At 40.1% G+C, this 17,322-nt stretch carries 15 protein-coding genes; 9 read left to right on the top strand and 6 right to left on the bottom strand.

Annotated features, from left to right (window positions below; all coding sequences use genetic code 11):
- Positions 1-4: 4 nt before the first annotated feature.
- The 9 genes from tgt to LVD47_RS02045 all read left to right on the top strand — a co-directional run bounded on the left by tgt (position 5) and on the right by LVD47_RS02045 (position 7,927).
- Positions 5-1,138 (top strand): tRNA guanosine(34) transglycosylase Tgt, encoded by a 1,134-nt coding sequence (tgt, locus tag LVD47_RS02085; RefSeq protein ID WP_236973865.1) that lies wholly within the window; start codon positions 5-7, stop codon positions 1,136-1,138.
- Between the two features lie 52 nt (positions 1,139-1,190).
- Entirely contained in the window at positions 1,191-2,276 is a 1,086-nt protein-coding gene (locus LVD47_RS02080) for an LptF/LptG family permease (protein ID WP_236973864.1), read from the top strand.
- Positions 2,277-2,453: 177 nt separating this feature from the next.
- Positions 2,454-2,990, top strand: coding sequence for an RNA polymerase sigma factor (locus tag LVD47_RS02075; protein WP_236973863.1), 537 nt, complete (start codon positions 2,454-2,456; stop codon positions 2,988-2,990).
- A gap of 86 nt (positions 2,991-3,076) precedes the next feature.
- The gene (mutY, locus tag LVD47_RS02070) at positions 3,077-4,186 is read left to right on the top strand and encodes an A/G-specific adenine glycosylase (protein WP_236973862.1); all 1,110 of its coding nucleotides are present in this window, start codon (positions 3,077-3,079) and stop codon (positions 4,184-4,186) included.
- Complete coding sequence (locus tag LVD47_RS02065; protein WP_236973861.1) at positions 4,183-4,641, top strand: single-stranded DNA-binding protein; 459 nt, start codon at positions 4,183-4,185, stop codon at positions 4,639-4,641. Before mutY ends, LVD47_RS02065 begins: the two co-directional genes overlap by 4 nt.
- Before the next feature lie 77 nt (positions 4,642-4,718).
- Entirely contained in the window at positions 4,719-6,134 is a 1,416-nt protein-coding gene (gldE, locus tag LVD47_RS02060) for a gliding motility-associated protein GldE (protein ID WP_236973860.1), read from the top strand.
- On the top strand, positions 6,127-6,726 hold the full coding sequence (gldD, locus tag LVD47_RS02055) for a gliding motility lipoprotein GldD (RefSeq protein WP_236973859.1): 600 nt from the start codon (positions 6,127-6,129) through the stop codon (positions 6,724-6,726). Before gldE ends, gldD begins: the two co-directional genes overlap by 8 nt.
- Before the next feature lie 66 nt (positions 6,727-6,792).
- Positions 6,793-7,542 carry an MbnP family protein gene (locus tag LVD47_RS02050; protein WP_236973858.1) on the top strand — a complete coding sequence of 250 codons (750 nt, stop codon included), beginning with the start codon at positions 6,793-6,795 and terminating at the stop codon, positions 7,540-7,542.
- Positions 7,543-7,723: 181 nt separating this feature from the next.
- Positions 7,724-7,927, top strand: coding sequence for a hypothetical protein (locus LVD47_RS02045; protein WP_236973857.1), 204 nt, complete (start codon positions 7,724-7,726; stop codon positions 7,925-7,927).
- 77 nt (positions 7,928-8,004) lie between these two features.
- On the opposite strand, the gene LVD47_RS02040 is transcribed toward LVD47_RS02045, so the two are convergent.
- From LVD47_RS02040 to LVD47_RS02015, 6 genes are all read right to left on the bottom strand, one after another.
- A complete protein-coding gene (locus LVD47_RS02040) occupies positions 8,005-8,403 on the bottom strand; it encodes a YciI family protein (RefSeq protein ID WP_236973856.1) in 399 nt (132 codons plus the stop codon).
- A gap of 287 nt (positions 8,404-8,690) precedes the next feature.
- Complete coding sequence (locus LVD47_RS02035; protein WP_236973855.1) at positions 8,691-9,398, bottom strand: dihydrofolate reductase family protein; 708 nt, start codon at positions 9,396-9,398, stop codon at positions 8,691-8,693.
- Positions 9,399-9,545: 147 nt separating this feature from the next.
- Positions 9,546-10,796, bottom strand: a complete 1,251-nt coding sequence (locus LVD47_RS02030; protein ID WP_236973854.1) for an RNA polymerase sigma factor — start codon at positions 10,794-10,796, stop codon at positions 9,546-9,548.
- A gap of 743 nt (positions 10,797-11,539) precedes the next feature.
- Positions 11,540-11,911: a helix-turn-helix domain-containing protein gene (locus LVD47_RS02025; RefSeq protein WP_236973853.1), complete on the bottom strand. Its 372-nt coding sequence runs from the start codon at positions 11,909-11,911 to the stop codon at positions 11,540-11,542.
- 822 nt (positions 11,912-12,733) lie between these two features.
- A complete protein-coding gene (locus LVD47_RS02020; RefSeq protein ID WP_236973852.1) occupies positions 12,734-14,197 on the bottom strand; it encodes an efflux transporter outer membrane subunit in 1,464 nt (487 codons plus the stop codon).
- A 1-nt stretch (position 14,198) separates the two neighbouring features.
- On the bottom strand, positions 14,199-17,318 hold the full coding sequence (locus tag LVD47_RS02015) for an efflux RND transporter permease subunit (protein WP_236973851.1): 3,120 nt from the start codon (positions 17,316-17,318) through the stop codon (positions 14,199-14,201).
- Positions 17,319-17,322: the final 4 nt, after the last annotated feature.

Below are 17,322 nucleotides of genomic sequence, written 5' to 3'. Positions count from 1 at the left end.
TTTGATGTGTAGATTTGAGATTGAAACAAAGGATGGCAGGTCTGCGGCAAGAGCCGGAACCATAAAAACAGACAGAGGTGTTATTTATACACCCATATTTATGCCCGTTGGTACTGCTGCCACTGTAAAAGGTGTTCATTTTAGCGAATTGGAAGAAATGATTTCTGCTGAGATCATTTTAGCAAATACGTATCATTTGTATCTCAGGCCTGGAACAGATCTGTTGGAAAAAGCAGGAGGTGTTCATTCGTTTTGTGGCTGGGAAAAACCTATGTTGACAGATTCCGGAGGATACCAGGTTTATTCATTGGGTAAGAGCAGGAAAATATTTGAAGAGGGAGTAGAATTTCAAAGTCATATAGACGGTTCCAAACACTTTTTTACACCGGAATCAGTGATTGATATCCAGCGAAAAATAGGAGCCGATATAATAATGGCATTTGATGAATGTACCCCTTACCCTTGCGAAAAGGATTATGCCAGGTCCTCAATGCACAGGACTCATCGGTGGCTAGACAGATGTATAGAGCAATTTGATAGAACGGAAGATTTATACCATACAGAACAAACCCTGGCACCTATAGTACAGGGTAGTGTTTATCCTGATTTGAGAAAGGAGTCGGCAGAATATATTGCCGGGAAAAATGCAGATATTAACGCTATAGGTGGTTTATCGGTTGGAGAACCTATTGATGAAATGTATGCTATGACAGAAACAGTCAACAGCATTCTTCCAGAAGATAAACCCAGGTATTTAATGGGTGTAGGAACACCGGAAAATCTACTTGAGAATATAAGTTTGGGTATTGATATGTTTGATTGTGTCATGCCTACCCGCAATGCCCGCCATGGGTTGTTATACACAAATCAGGGAATCATTAATATCAAGAATAGCAAATGGGCAGAAGATTTTACCCCTATTGATGATGAAAGTACTGCAAGCACTAGCCGATTACACACTAAAGCGTATTTACGCCATTTGTTTTTGAGCAAAGAATTACTGGGACCCCAGATTGCTTCTCTCCAGAATTTATCTTTTTATCTTCAGCTTGTCAAGAAAGCGAGACACCATATACTTGCCGGGGACTTTTCTGGATGGAAAGACAAAGCGTTGAAAATATATAGCCAACGTTTGTAACTTACGTCAGGATCGAATTACTTTACTAAAACAGGTTCAAAAAGTATAGTAGATGAAAATTATAGATCGATATATATTGGGAAAGTTTCTCAAAACATTCTTTTTTACGGTCTTGCTGTCATCTGCTATTTCTGTTGTATTTGATCTGAGTGAAAAGATTCAGAAGATAATGGATGCGGATATCCCCGCGGTAAAAGTAATCAGCGAATATTTTATTCCATTTATCATGTATATAGATAGTACCGTTTGGCCTATTTTTATCCTGATCAGTGTGATTTTTTTTACTTCCCGCATGGCAAAAAACAGTGAAATCCTTTCCATTCTTAATGCGGGTGTAAGTTTTAAGAGGTTTTTGTATCCGTATATAGTAGGGGGTATAATTGTAGCAGGGTTACATTTTGTCGCCAACCATTTGTTGATACCATTTGGCGAACAGTACAGAATCATATTTCTTGCAGATTATATTGATAAAAATAACCGCGAGGTAAGGGATAAAAACATTCAACAAATGCTGACACCCGAATCAATGATTTATATTAAAACATTCAGGCATTCGGATACTACCGGTTATGATGTTCAGCTGGAGAAGATGGAAGACGGGGCATTGACGGAAATAATAAAAGCCAATAAAATGGAGATAGATGAACCTCCTTTTAAATGGAGGCTTTACGATTATTCAATCCGGTCCTTTGATGGTGACAACCAATCTGTAGAACAATTTAAAAATAAATGGTTGGATACGACCTTATATATCAAACCCGGGGATTTTATCCGGATAAAAGATATAGAAAGGACTTATACGACTTTTGATCTCCTCGATAGGATAGAAGAAGAACAACTAAAAGGGTTTTCCGCTATTGATTCATTTTGGATTGAAATCCACAGGCGTACGGCAGATGCAGTTACGTCCTTTATTCTCGCCATTCTTGCTGTATGTGTAGCATCCAGGAAAGTTCGGGGGGGATTAGGCTGGCACCTGGCTACGGGAATACTGATTGGTGCTACTTTTATCCTGCTTTCCAAGTTTAGTATCACATTTGCGAACTCCAATGTTGTCCATCCAGCTCTGGGCGTGTGGATTCCCAATATCGTATTTGGGGCAATTACTTTTCTCCTGTTCAAGAAAGCGCAGAAGTAACAACAATATTCATTTTCAATTGAACGTTATATTGGGTGTAAACCGTTGTTACACAACCTATTTAGTAAATAGTTAAGGATTATAACAAATAATTAAGACTTTTTTGTTTAACTAAATTAGGAAAAGAATTAAACAGATTGTATATTTACATTATCAACGAAAGAAAATTATAGAACTATGTCCAGATTTGAATTTTCGAATAAATTTGACGAGCAAACCAGAGTATTGAGAAGTTTTGCTTTTTCATTGACTAAAAATGAAGAAGCCGCGCATGACTTATTTCAGGAAACGGCATTTAGAGCTTTTAGTAATAAAGATAAATTTCGGCCGGGTACCAATTTCAGGGCCTGGTTGATGACAATAATGAAAAATATTTTCATTAATAATTACAGAAGGAAAAAGAGATATAATACGATCTCTGACCAGACCAGTAACCTTTATTACATTAATAGCGGTGAGGAAGATATATTTAATAAAGGGGAAGTGAAAATATTCATGGAAGAGTTATTCGATATTATCGAAGAACTTCCCGATTCCCTCAAAGAACCTTTTAAACTTTATTACGAGGGTTATAAATATCACGAAATAGCCGACCAGCTAGACCTCCCTTTAGGTACTGTAAAAAGTAGAATATACTTTGCCCGCAAAGAACTTAAAGAAGAAATTAAGTCAAAATATAATAATATTCATGAGTTAAAGTCCAGGGCGTCTTAATTATAGACTGACTGGCAAACGCAAATCTAATTATATATTACTGATCATTCTTCTCAATACATGGGAAAAGTGGAAAATACAAGCCAATGGAAGCAACTGTTTTCATTGGCTCTTTTTATTCGTATATTTCTCGCATGGATAAATGGGACGAGCAAAAAGTTGAGACTTTTTCCAGGGGAATCATGGAGTGGTCGAAGGTAAACCCCCGACCTATGCCATGGAAAGAATCTAAAGATCCATACACCATTTGGATCTCCGAAATTATTTTGCAACAAACCAGGGTGAACCAGGGTTGGAATTATTTCATTGAATTTATTGATCAATTCCCAGATGTCAATACATTGGCTGCGGCTTCGGAAGATGAAGTACTTTCAGCCTGGGAGGGCCTGGGATATTATAGTAGAGCAAGAAACCTCCATACAGCGGCTAATTACATTGTAAATGATCTGGGAGGACATTTTCCTGTAACCTATAAGGACATTATCCGATTAAAGGGAGTAGGTCCGTATACCGCAGCAGCAATTGCATCATTTGCTTTTAATCTTCCACATGGGGTAGTGGACGGTAATGTAAAGAGAGTTGTGGCCAGGGTTTTTGGTATTTTGGATCCCATTGATGATACCTCGATTAAGAAATATATTCAGGAATTAATGGATTGTATAGTGACTACCGAAAGCCCTTCTTTATTCAACCAGGCTATAATGAATTTTGGAGCACTACAATGCAGGCCTGGTATCCCCTCGTGCAATACTTGTTCGTTAAAGGAGATATGCTATGCTTATATAGAGGATGGTGTAAAAGAGATTCCTGTAAAAGGGAAGAAAATTAAGAGAAAAAAAGTACAAATGAATCTCGGAATTTATACCCGGGAAGACTCGATCTTATTAATCAGGAGAGAAGGTACTGGTGTCTGGAAAGGTTTGTATTCCTTTCCTGAATTATTAGGAAAGAAGAGTTTATTAAATAAAGTTACCGAGTCAAAGTTGCCATTATTGGGGTCAATGGAATGGACTTTGTCTCACAGGGATATAGAACTGAATTTTTATCAATTGTATTCGATCCCTGAGTACATAAGAGAAAATAAGTCAATTGCGATGGTAAAGTCAGAAAAATTAGGGAAATTTGCACTACCAAGACCGTTGCGTTTGTTTCTCGAAGAGAATTCTCGTAATTTAGGACTAAATGAAAAAAAATGATTAATAAAGTTACACTCATAGGAAATTTGGGAAAAGATCCGGAAGTGCGGATTCTTGATAGTGGTACTAAAGTAGCAAAATTCCCTATGGCAACAAATGAAAATTATAAAGACAAGTCAGGCGAATGGCAGACAAAGACAGAATGGCATGATGTAGTACTGTGGAGAGGGCTGGCAGAGCAGGCAGAAAGACAGTTAAAAAAAGGTAGTTTGGTCTATGTTGAAGGTAAATTAACCAGTAGGAAATATCAGGACAGGGATGGGAATGACCGGTATATTACAGAAATAGTGGCGCGAATTATTCGCAGTCTTGACAGAAAAGAATCAGGAGGAATGTCTTCATCGTTTCCTTCATCCGATGACGACCCTTTTAGTGGACAGGATGAAAATGTAAACAACTCAGGTTCTCAATCTTCGGGCAATGAACCCGATGAAGATGATGATTTGCCTTTTTAATTATGCGTTTGTATAAATTTGCCTTTTGTAGCCCATTTATGGAATGTAAGCTCTAAAGGACCACCAATAACAAAAACTTGGAAGCCGATCATTGTAGTTTAGTTATAACCTATTTATTTCAGACAGCGAATGTAGCATTGGCAGTTCAATGGAGTATTATTCTGGGCGTATCAATACTCTTGTTTTTATTATTATGTTCTGCTCTGGTGTCAGGTAGTGAAGTGGCCTATTTTTCTATCAGTCCCAATGATATAGAGTTTCTTCAACACGAGAACTCAAAGTCATCTGAGCGGATTATTAAATTGAAGCAAAACCCAAGGCATTTACTGGCCTCCATCCTAATAAGCAATAACTTTATAAATATTGCCATAGTTCTCATTTCAGAATATTTGGTGGGTATTATATTCCCGTATGAAAAGTTATTTCAGTGGGCATTAGGGCTAAGTGATTGGCTGAGTTTCATAGGAAATAATTATGCATCCATAGCCATTACTATGGAGTTTTTAATTACGGTCTTAGGGGTCACGGCATTGTTGGTACTTTTTGGTGAGGTTTTACCCAAAATATACGCAAATACCAACAATCTGGAACTGGCAAAGATGACTTCATGGCCGCTGACTATGGTCAGTAGGATACTTCATCCGGTAAGCCACCAGATGGTCAGGTGGACAATGAATATGGAAAACAGGTTGTCAGGACGCAGGACAGTACATTCCCTGGCCAGTAAACAAGAAATAGATGCAGCGATAGACATTACAATCCAGCGCACAAATAAAGCAGAGGCAGAGGTAAGTTTGTTGAAACGGATAGTGAAATTCAGCGATACCTATGTAAAGCAAATAATGACCACCCGTACAGATATAACGTCAATCGATGAAAAAACCCCGTTTCCCGAAGTTTATGAGATCGTTAAACAATGTGGGTTTTCCAGGATTCCGGTCTATTCAGGAGACCTTGATAATATTCAGGGGATTCTCTATGTAAAGGATTTACTTCAGTATATGGACGATACGGACTTTAACTGGCAGAAGATTTTACGTAAAGAAGTATTGTATGTTCCCGAGACAAAACGTATTAATGAACTGCTTAAGGAATTTCAGCTCGAAAGAAAACACATGGCAATAGTAGTTGATGAATACGGCGGAAGTTCGGGAATTGTTACCTTGGAAGACATTATGGAGGAAGTAGTAGGTGATATCAGAGATGAATTTGATATGGAAGAAGAATTGGATTACAAAAAGATCGGTAAGAACACTTTTGAATTCGATGGTAAGTTTTTAATAAATGATGCGTGTCGTGTATTGAAAATAGATTCAGAATATTTTGACTTTTATAAAGGGGAATCGGATTCAATTGCAGGATTACTATTAGAGGTTTTGGGAAGAATGCCAAGGAAAGATGAAGAAATACAATTCAGGGAATACAAATTCAAAGTCATTTCCGTTAATAAGAAGCGCATTGAGAAAATACAACTTACGAAGACGGATGTTTAGATATTTGACAGCTGCATTTTTGGGAATAATAATGGTTACAGCATGTGCTGATGATGACCCGGCGTATTCTCCCAAGCCCAGAATGTATCCGAGAGTGGAATATCCCGCTCACGCTTATGAGTGGGTGGAAAAACCAGACTGTGGTTTTAAATTTAGAAAGCTAGCTTCTTCCACTATTGAAAGTAAAGAACGGTTTTTTAATGAAGAAATTGATAGTGAATGTTGGTTTAATCTGGTCTATCCCGATTTCGATGCAACAGTGTATTATACATATTATCCCATTGATAATCGAAAAACCTATTCGTCTTTGGTTAAAGAATCATTCCGAATGGCATATGAACACAGCAAAATGGCTACGTCTATTCAGGAGGAACCTCTTCTTGGCGACAGGCAAAATCATGTAGGTATGAGCTTTGATCTTAAAGGTCCTGTTGCTTCACCATATCAATTTTTTCTGTCTGATACCACCAACCATTTTATCAGGGGTTCGTTGTATTTTAATACAAGGCCTAACCCCGATTCACTGAGGCCTGTGCTGGCTTATGTAAGGGAAGATCTTGATACATTAATCCAATCTTTTACCTGGTATTAAAGTACCTTTAAATTAAAACCAATTCACAAGTAATATTGTTTCTTTGTTAGCGTTAAGTATCGAGATATGAAGAGGTTATTAATTGTTTTTTTTGCATTGGCGTTTTTATTTTCTTGTGAAAAAGAAGACATTCAGAAAGGAGGAAGCCTGACTCTTGAGTTTCGTTTGTTGTATGATGGTCAGGTCGTATCAACCCCGGAGAAAGAATATGAATTAAATGATTCTATTACATTGAGATTTTCCAAGGTAAGTTATTATTTATCAGATCTTCAACTCAATATTGACTCCACCAACTACCTGGATTTGGATACTGAAGGTGACAATATATTCCATATTTCTTTTCTACAGACTATACTGGGTGATGCCATTCCAGAACCGGGTGTGACGTTAAATTTCAATAATTTACCAAATGGTAATTATTCGAGCGTATCGTTTGGGCTGGGAGTGGCGCCTGCCTTCAATAGCTCAGAGCCCAGTAATTTTATTAGTAACCATCCGCTGAGTTTTAGCAGTGAATACTGGTCCCCTTGGGAAAGCTACATATTTTCAAAAATCGAAGGAGAATTTTCAGTAAGTGGTGGCGAGTCCGAAAGTTTGGCCTTACATACGGGGTCAGACCAGGCGTACAGAGAAATACAGGTTAGAGGTAATTTAAGCTTATCGGAAAACTCTGACAAAGTACTTCGTATAGACTTGGATTTAAAAGAGGTTTTGGAATCTTATCCCCTTTTGGAAGCTCCCAGGATACACCAGCGTGACCAACAAAACTATGTAGATATGATCGCTGATGGAATGAACCAATCATTAACAAATTAGCAAATAATTTCATTATTTAAAATAATTTTCGTATTATAAAGGGCTTTTGTTTGTTTGCCAAATAAAAGCAACTGCAATTTTTTGGTAAAACATCAATGTTGCGCATCTCAAAAACCGATAAGATTTTTCAGTACCTGAATTATATAAGGACTGTATTTTTGTTAACAAAAACTATGATGTAATGAGAAAAAAAAATTACACGATGGGTGAAGGCCATTACTATTTCAATGTAAAGAGTGGACACCAAATGATTACTATTTATAGAAAGGAGAAGAAGTCTGCGGTAAATGCTTTCAACAATTATATTAAAGTTGGAAAAGATGTAGAATGGTTAGGATGTTGGGACGGAAAAAATTTCAAAGAGACGAAAGCACCTAATTCATAGGATCTTTTAGAAATAATAATTTTTAAAAAAGGGGCTCAATGATCAAACATTGAGCCTCTTTTAATTGGAAATACTTTCTATTTATTTTGTCGCTTTTGACTCTCTACCATAAGGGCTGTAAGGTCTGCTGCGGGCCGTATTTCCCAGCTACCTCCACCTCGTCCCGCTGGTAAAGAGGGGTGTTTTGACAGCAGTCGGATAGCATGATTTAGATCTTTTGCTTCAAGTATCAAGATTCCCCCTATCTGTTCTTTGGTTTCGGCAAAAGGTCCGTCTGTCACGGTTACCTTGGCACCATTCCACCTCAAAGTAGCGGCATTCCGAGCATCTTCCAGTGCTTCTCCCCCTACCATGTGACCGCTCTTTCGAAGTTCTTGATCGTAGGCAAAACAGTCGTCCATAAATTTGTTTTGTTCACTTTCGGGTATGGTTTCCCAAATTTCTTCATTCATATATCCCAGGCAAATGTATTTCATATTAAATTTTTTTAAAACCTGATTACGATAAATATTTAGGAATCAGGCTGTTTGAATTATAGTTTAATTTGACTTCAATAAGGAAAGCACAATTTTAGTTTTTCGTTGGATAAAGATCTGTGTTTTCATATCGAAAACCAACAAAAAACCTGATAGCCTGGATGGGTAATCCCGAAGTAAGGGGCTTGTATTGAACCTTCAACTCAATATTCAATTGAAACTATACCTATTCTTCGCATTCAGGCTATATCTTATTTCAATAAAGATTACATGATATAAGCCATTATCTAATCATTTTGATCCTCTTTGCGTCGTATGATAACATGGGTGGCCTTTTCCGATGGCATAAATATTTCACACCTGTATCCCAGAGATGGGAGGTCCACCCCTTCAAAGAGTCGCTCCCCTTTCCCCAGGAATACCGGTGCTATAGCAATGTGGAGTTCATCAATGAGACCTTCGTTAAGAAACTGATGAATGGTATTAACACCACCACCGATACGGATTTCTTTTCCATTGGCAGCTTCCCTGGCTCTTTCAAGTGCATAATGGATCCCTTCCGTAACAAAATAAAAGGTTGTACCTCCTTCCATTTCTAGTGGAGGTCTATAATGATGTGTAAGTACATATACAGGTACGTGGTACGGTGGATTGTTCCCCCACCATCCTTTCCAGTCCATATCCGGCCATGGCCCTCGAATCGGACCGAACATATGTCTCCCTAGAATCCAGGCGCCGGCGTTTCGGGAACCCCTGGCTGCGAATTCATCATCAACCCCTCCGGCACCCCCCTCCTTTCCATGCATCTGCCTCCAGGATCGGGTAGAAATTAACCAGTGATGTAATTCTTCTCCACCTATGCCAAGTGGATGATCAATGCTTTGATCGGGTCCGGCACCATATCCGTCAAGAGAGATGGTAAAGCCCTCTACCCTTACTCGCGGTACTTTAAGATCAACATCAAGTTTGTGGGAGTTTTTTTTGGTATCAGTCATATTCTGCTTTGTTTTTTATAAATAAAACCAAATAGAGTATAGGCTATATCCTATAAATCTATCTGTTGTAAGTAGGCCATCACCTTATAGTCGAATGGCAAACCATGAAATCGACAAATCCTATTAAAAATTTTTTATGTTAGTCACCTACATTTCCAGCTCATGCAGTTTTTGTTCGATAAATCGCCGTTCAGGGACTTGCTTTGCTAGGGAAAGTGCGCGTTCCCAAGACTTTTTTGATTCTTCTATTCGTCCGGTTCTCCGGCAAAACTCTGCTCCTGCAGAATTTGCCAGATGGTAATCCTTTAATTCCCCACGAGAAAGAATGTCATCGATTTGTCGTAAACCTACCTCAGGGCCCTTGTACATAGCTATTGCTACAGCATGGTTTAGTTCTATAACAGGTGAGGGATTTATGCGTAACAACATATCGTACAGTCCGGCAATTTGTGGCCAGTCGGTAGCACCGGGACTCTTTGCTTCGGCATGCAAGGCTGCAATGGCTGCTTGCAGGGAATAGGGCCCGGCCCGCCTGGATAAAAAAGCTCCTTTTACCAGGGATAGTCCTTCTCTGATCATATCACTGTTCCATAGCGATCGGTCCTGGTCCTCCAAAAGAATAAGGTCTCCTGTACGTGAGGTTCGGGCGTGCCGGCGAGATTCATGTAAAAGCATAAGACCTAGTAATCCCATTACTTCCGGTTCGGGTAGCAAGTCATATAGAAGACGCCCGAGTCGAATGGCTTCTTCCGAAAGGTCAACGCGGATAACCGATTCTCCGGATGATGCGTAGTACCCTTCGTTGAATAGCAGGTAAATAACCTGGAGTACTGCACTGAGGCGGTGCGGTAATTCATGGACGGGAGGAACTTCGAACGGTATTTTTGTTTCGCGAATTTTGGCCTTGGCACGAACAATACGCTGGGCCATAGTAGAGGGCGTAACCAAAAATGCATGGGCGATTTCTTCTGTGGTCATCCCACATACTTCACGAGCGGTCATTGCAGATCGTGCCTTAAGTGACAGGGTAGGGTGACAACAAGTGAAAATCAACCTAAGGACATCGTCTTTGATCTCTGTGTCCGATAGTCCGGATGTTTCAGAAAAATCTGCTTCAAATTCTCGAAGAAGGCTAGAATGTAGCGGGTCGATCCGGGACTGACGCCGGATATGGTCGATGGCTTTGAACCGGCCAGTGGATATTAGCCAGGCCCGTGGATTAGAAGGGATTCCTTTTATTCCCCATTGCTCAAGCCCCGCCTTGAACGCCTCATGCATGGCGTCTTCTGCGAGGTCAAAGTCTCCAATCAGGCGAATCAATGCCGCAAATATACGTCGGGATTCTTTGCGGTAGATTTCATCCAGGTGTTGATGTATATTTTCCGGAGAATTCTGCATGGTGGTCTCTTAATTTACATATTCCCAGGGGTCAGGTTTTGAAATGTATTAATTCGATATGCTAATATAACTTGAGTTTGGCGAATAAAAGCTTCTGTCATTATTTTTGAAAAAAAAAGAAGTCCCCACGCTATAGGACTCTCCAGGGAAGTCTTTATTGAACACGGAAAGGGCATCGATTTCCGTAAACTATTGTAAGGCGGGGATATTAATTGTTCAATCAGGATCTGGAAGCACTTTACTAACATTTGTTACCAGGAATTCATCGCATATGTAAACAACCGGAGTAGTTTCTACCAAATCTCTGGATAGCATCTTTATCCCAGGTTTAGGGATTTTGCGAATGATAAAAATATTCTAGGATCTATGGGTAATGGAATAATAGAAAGAACCCAGTATTCATTGGGTCAGAATACCTGGGATACGTAAGGTTACTAGCGCCCTTTAATTAATATATTGAATCACCCTCTCATTTGGACAGGACAGGTATTGTGGAGTAAAGGTGCATATTTAAGAGGGAGGCGCAGCCAGGCGGAAATAGGCATTGAACATAAATTCTTATCATATTTGGTCCTCCTCCATCCCGCGAAAAATGTAGGGCCTGATTATCGTTTGACAAATGTTAGGTTGGAAATATCTTTTCCCTTTAGGGTGTAAGATCTATACAATTCTATCATCTTTTAGATCATTTTGGTACTGGTGCATTTGGGATCAAAAAAGAAATATGAATTTCAGGATTCTTATTACTGGTGCTTATGTTTTTTTATATAACGGATTTTTTCTTCAGCAACTTTCAAAGCTTCTTCAGCAAATAATTCATTTTCGATAGCATGAACGATTCGGTCGCTTAACCATCCGATTTGGTCGTCTTTGGTATCAAATTTAGAAGCCTCTTCAAATGTGAAAACGTCGTTCATAGAAACATTCAGGGCCTGGGCAAACTTCAATAGCATATAAGCAGAAGTATTTACTCTCCCATTTTCGATACGGCTAATGGACTGGTAATCTTTATTGACTAAAGCACCTAACTGGGATTGAGTCAGGTTTCTATACTCCCTTAATTGCTTTAATCTTTTGCCCAGATTAAGCATGAATTCGTTCTTTTCCTCCTGCATTTAACCAAAATGAGGCGAAAAAACAAAAATATTCTAAACATATTTGTTTCATTTCAATGGAATTTATAAATATGTATTTTAATATTAGGATGGAACCATTCAAAAGATTTCAAAAAGAGACTGATTATCATTACCTGGACCAGACAATAGATGTTCTACTACTCTATATTTGGAGCTAAGATAGGGATATTGCCAGTCTCCTAATGAATGTGAGATCTTCAAGCATATTTTCTGCCAACCGTTAGGTTTTCTTGATTGAATCGAAAGGACTCTGGGTGAAATAATACTAGTAGGTATAGGCAAGGTATTAATGAAAGTCCCGGATGTAGAGCGATCTTGCATATAGAAAAATTCCTACCTGTTCCTTTTTAATACCAATTACACTAACCTGATTTTGATTAAATTTTAGGATTCAGAGCACTTGAGAATCGTCCGGTTCGAACGAAAGGGTAGAATACATAGTGGACTATTTAGAGTATCTTTTAGGAACAATATCGCTGTTTTCAAGTGGTAAGTCAATAATGCCAATTCTCAATGTTGGATCGACAAGGCATTCTACTGAGTTCGCTTTCTTTTATTGATCCCGAAAAAGATTCAGGAAGCTGCAAGTGTATATTCCCGTTCCGCACTCTCTGAACCTATACTATTAGCCAAGATCAGGAAACATTATAAGATGATATTTAAATTGTAAGTTTTGTCTGAGAATCGATTAAAAATCTCCGTCCCAGATCCGTTCGGGGTGATTACGTTTTTTGTCACGGGCTCACAGAAATTCCATAATAATTTTAGGCTGCATCCATTAATCTACGGGGAATTATCATGTTAATCTGTTAAGAGCGAATTCGCAGTATATACCGAATCCGGATTTGAATATAGTTGTTCACCACTTTGCCAACTTCCGCCTGAAACCAGGTTGAGGGTAATTACATTTCGATACATATTTCCCACTATAGTGGCCAGGTCAACTTGATTCAATAGTGCTGTACGCTCAGCATCCACCACTTCCAGATAGGAGACTAAACCCGCTTCGTATCGCTGATTGGCAAGATCGACTGCCTTTGTGGCTGCCTCAACGGTTTGTACTGCCCTTTGATACTGTTTATGCAGATAATAAATATTGGCCAAGGCATCTTCCACCTCGTTAAATGCTGATAAAACAGATTGTCTATAAAGGTCAGACATTCTTTCGTAGCGAGCTATAGCAGCTTCCACCTGTGCTTTATTTCTTCCATTATTAAAAAGCGGTTGCATTAACCCTCCGCCCAGAGTCCAGGCGAAGGATTGTGGTGAAAATAATTGTTCGATGGATCTCCCCTGGTACCCTGCATCAGCTGATAATGTAACCGAGGGATAAAGATTGGCCTTTGCCACCCCGATCAGCGCATTTTCAGCCTCCAGGGATTTTAGAGTAACCCAGATATCCGGTCTTTTTTGAAGCACTTCCGAAGGGAGTTTTGATGGAATGACAAGAGGCAGAGAGTCCAATGGCCGGACAGGGATCGTCAAATCAGATGGTTCAACTCCCATTAATACGGCCAGTGCGTTTTCCAGATTAGCTCGCTGATTAAAAAAGGTCCAGCGCTGTGCTTGTGCAATTCGCAACTGGGTTTCAGCTCTTGCCTGGTCCAGGGCATCGGAAGCCCCGGCTTCATAGTTGAGGGTGGCAATTTCCAATGATCGTTTCCTCAGTATGATGGTGGAATCATATAAAGCAATTTGTCTGTCTAATTGGCGGATGGTCATATATATAGTAGCAGCCTGTGCCCTCAGTCTGGATAAAAGGTCAAAGTATTGCAGCAAGTCTATCTCCGTATTAATAACGGAAACTTTATAATTATTCTTCACTTTTCCCCATAAGTCTACCTGATAGAAGGCCGTAGCAGATATATTATAATTTGTGAATTTATTAGACTGAAAACTCTGTACTGCATTTTGTGAAACCACCCTTCGGGAAGCACCTGCATTCAGGGAAAATTCCGGTAACAAGTATGAGCGATCGATCCTGGCTATAGCCCTGGATTGTTCAAAATTGTGCAATATGGCCTTGAGGTCATTGTTATTTAGGGAGACCATCCTGACAATGTTGTTGAGGGTAGTGTCCTTGAAAGAGGTCCACCATGCAGTATCCCGGGGCAAATTAGACAATGAGTCTACCAATGGCCGGTATTTGAAATTATTATATGGATCTTCTGGTCTGTTAAAAACAGGGGCAAAATTGCAAGAGGTATACCAAACGATGGGTAATAATAAGAATATAAAACGTTTTATACTTACAATACTTTTCAATTTATACGGGGTTTAATTCCTCTTTCATTAATGATTTTTCGAGTTCTGTAGCGATGGCATTTGGGCTGGTAGTTCCTTTTGCAATTAGTTTGTACATGGCCGGAACAGTATAAATAGTGAAAACAGAAGAAACCAGCACACCAAATAACACAACGATACCTATGACCAAACGGGTCTCACTTCCAGCCCCAAATGAAATGATAAGTGGAAGGGAACCCATTATTGTGGTTAGCCCTGTCATTAGGATAGGTCGTAACCTCATCACGGATGCATCTACTATGGCAGTCTCAAAATCCATTCCCCGGTCACGTAATTGATTTATAAATTCCACAATTAATATTCCGTTTTTTGCAGCGAGACCTACCAGCATGATCATACCTATTTCACTGTATATATTCAATGATTGTCCGAATATCCAGATGCCCAATAATGCACCCAATAGGGCAAATGGTACGGTAAGAATAAGTACTAAAGGATGGATAAAACTTTCAAACTGGGCCGCAAGAACGAGATATACCACGGTTAAGGCCAAAATGAAAATGAATAATACTGATTGCCCGGAATCTTTATAATCCAGTGATTCCCCTTTGTAATCAACTCTTACCTCTTCAGGCAGGTTGTTGGCCACCACTTCATCCAGGTGATCGAGCGCCTGTCCAAGTGTATACCCATTGTCAAGGTTGGCATCGATGGTTATAGCACGCATCCGGTTGTAACGATTAAGGGTTCCTGAATCAGCAAACTCATCCAGGGAAACAAGATTAGAGAGAGGAATCAGCCCACCGGTCCGCTCAGAACGCACAAATATGTTTTTAAGGTCATATAACATTTTTTTCTGGTTTAGGTCCGATTCGATAATTACATCATATTCTTCGCCTTCTTTGATAAAGGTCGTGACCAATCGGGATCCCAGTAAGGTTTCCAATGTTCTCCCTATATTTACGACAGAAACCCCTAATTCTGCAGCTCGTACTTTGTCAATATTTACATGCAGCTGCGGTTTGGTTTCTTTATAATCATAATCAATATCTGTGAGTCCCGGGTAATCGGCGACGAGACCCAGCAATTGATCTCGCCAACCGGCAATCTCTTCATAGGTATCACCACTTAATACATACTGAACCGGTTTGCCATTCCCGGAACTAAGACCCTGGCGCATACTAATAGAAATTTTAACGCCTGTGAGATCGGATAATTTCTCCCTGATTTCTTCCATAATCTCCCAGGCAGATCTGCGGTCGGGAAAATCAGCCAATACAATGATGGCCCGTCCGTCATTAAAGGAGGCTACATTCGGATTGAGGTTTTGCGGAGTACGGACTAAAATTGTGCCGGCCTCTTCGGTTTCATCGTAAAGATACATGAGGCGTTTTTCAATTTCATCCATATAGGATTTGGTATAGCTGTAAGTAGAACCTTCCGGTGCCAGCAAATTAATAAAAAAGATGCCGCGGTCTTCAGCAGGGGTGAATTCCTTTGGAACCACAAAGAAAAGGCCTATACAGCCTAACATAAAGAGGATTATCATACCTATGGCAATTGCCGGGCGAACCAGGAAGCGTTTGAGACTGTATCGGTATTTTTCCTGTAAATAATGGAGAACTCTGTTGGTACCCCTGGTTATAAAATTGCCCTGGTTTTTTTTGCGCCTTAGGATTTTTGAACAAAGCATAGGTGAAAGCGAAAGGGCTACCAGAGTGGAAAAGAATACCGCCGCAGCCATGGCTACAGCGAATTCAGTAAACAATTTACCAATATCCCCTGAAAGAAATGTAATGGGAACAAATACGGCTAATAGGACAAGCGATGTCACAATAACGGCAAAACCTACTTCCCTGGCGCCCTGGTAGGCTGCCACCAGGGGTTTTTCCCCATTTTCCAACCGGGTATATATATTTTCAAGTACTACAATTGCATCGTCTACTACCAGGCCAATGGCCAATACGAGTGCTAGCAGTGTGAGTAGGTTTATAGAATAACCAAACCACAAGAGAACCAGGCAGGTACCTACCAATGATACAGGAACAGTGACCGCGGGAATAAAAGTGGCCCTTACATCCCCTAAAAAAAGATAGATTACAAATATTACGAGAATGATAGCTATACCCAGGCTTTTGTATACTTCACTAATAGCTTCGGCAATAAATACTGACCGATCATAGCTATTGGTCATAGACATATGATCGGGCAGTGTAGGCCTGATTTGCTCTACGGCTTCGTATACGGCATTGGCAATATCGAGAGTATTGGCCCGTGATTGTTTGATAATGCCCAGGCCTATCCGCATTTCTCCATTACCCGTATAACTCATTCGATGCTCTTCGGGACCTAATTTTACGGTAGCTACTTCTTTCAGGAGGACATGGTGCCCATCCGGGTTCCTCTGTAATATGAGATTGGCAAAATCCTCTTCATCCTGAAATTCGCGATTAAGCCGCACGGTAAACTGCCTATCGGAAGATTCAAGAGAACCTGCAGGAAGTTCGACATTTTCATTGCGGAGTGCAGTTTCTACATCAGCTACAGTGAGTTGTCTGGCGGCCAGGGCTTCCCTGTTTATCCAGATTCGCATGGCATAGCGGGACCCTCCGGATATTCGGACCCTTGCTACTCCGGGCAATACGGAAAATCGATCTATTAAATATCGGTCTGCATAATCAGTCAGTTCCAGCATACCCATTTCGGTACTGGTTAGATTGAGGTACAGAACAGCGGAAGAATTGGCTTCCACTTTACTGATTTCCGGGGGATCTGCTTCTTCCGGGAGGTTATCAAGCAAGTTTGAAACCGCTTCCCGTACATCATTGGCAGCAGCATCAATATCGCGACCCAGGTTAAATTCAATCGAAACTTCTGAACGGCCATCTACACTCGAAGAATTAATTAGTTTAATAGCTTCCACTTCACTTACTCGTTGTTCTACAAGTTGTGTTATCCGGGTTTCCACGACGGCTGCTGACGCGCCCAAATAATTCGTTTCCACCGAAACGATGGGTGGTTCAATATCAGGATATTCCCGTACTTCCAACCGGGTAAAACATACAATTCCGAATGCCAGAATGAGAAGGCTCAATACGGCAGCAAAAACCGGGCGTTTTACAGAAGTATCTGTTAACCTCATGGTC

The sequence above is a fragment of the Membranihabitans maritimus genome (genome assembly GCF_021729145.1).
Taxonomy (GTDB): Bacteria; Bacteroidota; Bacteroidia; order Chitinophagales; family Saprospiraceae; genus Membranihabitans; species Membranihabitans maritimus.
This window is presented reverse-complemented; position numbering and strand designations above follow the sequence as displayed.

Bases quoted from the DNA above. Each gene is read 5' to 3' on its own strand.
- tgt (WP_236973865.1), top strand. From the start codon at position 5: ATGTGTAGATTTGAGATTGAAACAAAGGATGGCAGGTCTGCGGCAAGA.
- LVD47_RS02080 (WP_236973864.1), top strand. From the start codon at position 1,191: ATGAAAATTATAGATCGATATATATTGGGAAAGTTTCTCAAAACATTC.
- LVD47_RS02075 (WP_236973863.1), top strand. From the start codon at position 2,454: ATGTCCAGATTTGAATTTTCGAATAAATTTGACGAGCAAACCAGAGTA.
- mutY (WP_236973862.1), top strand. From the start codon at position 3,077: ATGGAAGCAACTGTTTTCATTGGCTCTTTTTATTCGTATATTTCTCGC.
- LVD47_RS02065 (WP_236973861.1), top strand. From the start codon at position 4,183: ATGATTAATAAAGTTACACTCATAGGAAATTTGGGAAAAGATCCGGAA.
- gldD (WP_236973859.1), top strand. From the start codon at position 6,127: ATGTTTAGATATTTGACAGCTGCATTTTTGGGAATAATAATGGTTACA.
- LVD47_RS02050 (WP_236973858.1), top strand. From the start codon at position 6,793: ATGAAGAGGTTATTAATTGTTTTTTTTGCATTGGCGTTTTTATTTTCT.
- LVD47_RS02045 (WP_236973857.1), top strand. From the start codon at position 7,724: ATGAGAAAAAAAAATTACACGATGGGTGAAGGCCATTACTATTTCAAT.
- LVD47_RS02040 (WP_236973856.1), bottom strand. From the start codon at position 8,403: ATGAAATACATTTGCCTGGGATATATGAATGAAGAAATTTGGGAAACC.
- LVD47_RS02035 (WP_236973855.1), bottom strand. From the start codon at position 9,398: ATGACTGATACCAAAAAAAACTCCCACAAACTTGATGTTGATCTTAAA.
- LVD47_RS02030 (WP_236973854.1), bottom strand. From the start codon at position 10,796: ATGCAGAATTCTCCGGAAAATATACATCAACACCTGGATGAAATCTAC.
- LVD47_RS02025 (WP_236973853.1), bottom strand. From the start codon at position 11,911: ATGCAGGAGGAAAAGAACGAATTCATGCTTAATCTGGGCAAAAGATTA.
- LVD47_RS02015 (WP_236973851.1), bottom strand. From the start codon at position 17,318: ATGAGGTTAACAGATACTTCTGTAAAACGCCCGGTTTTTGCTGCCGTA.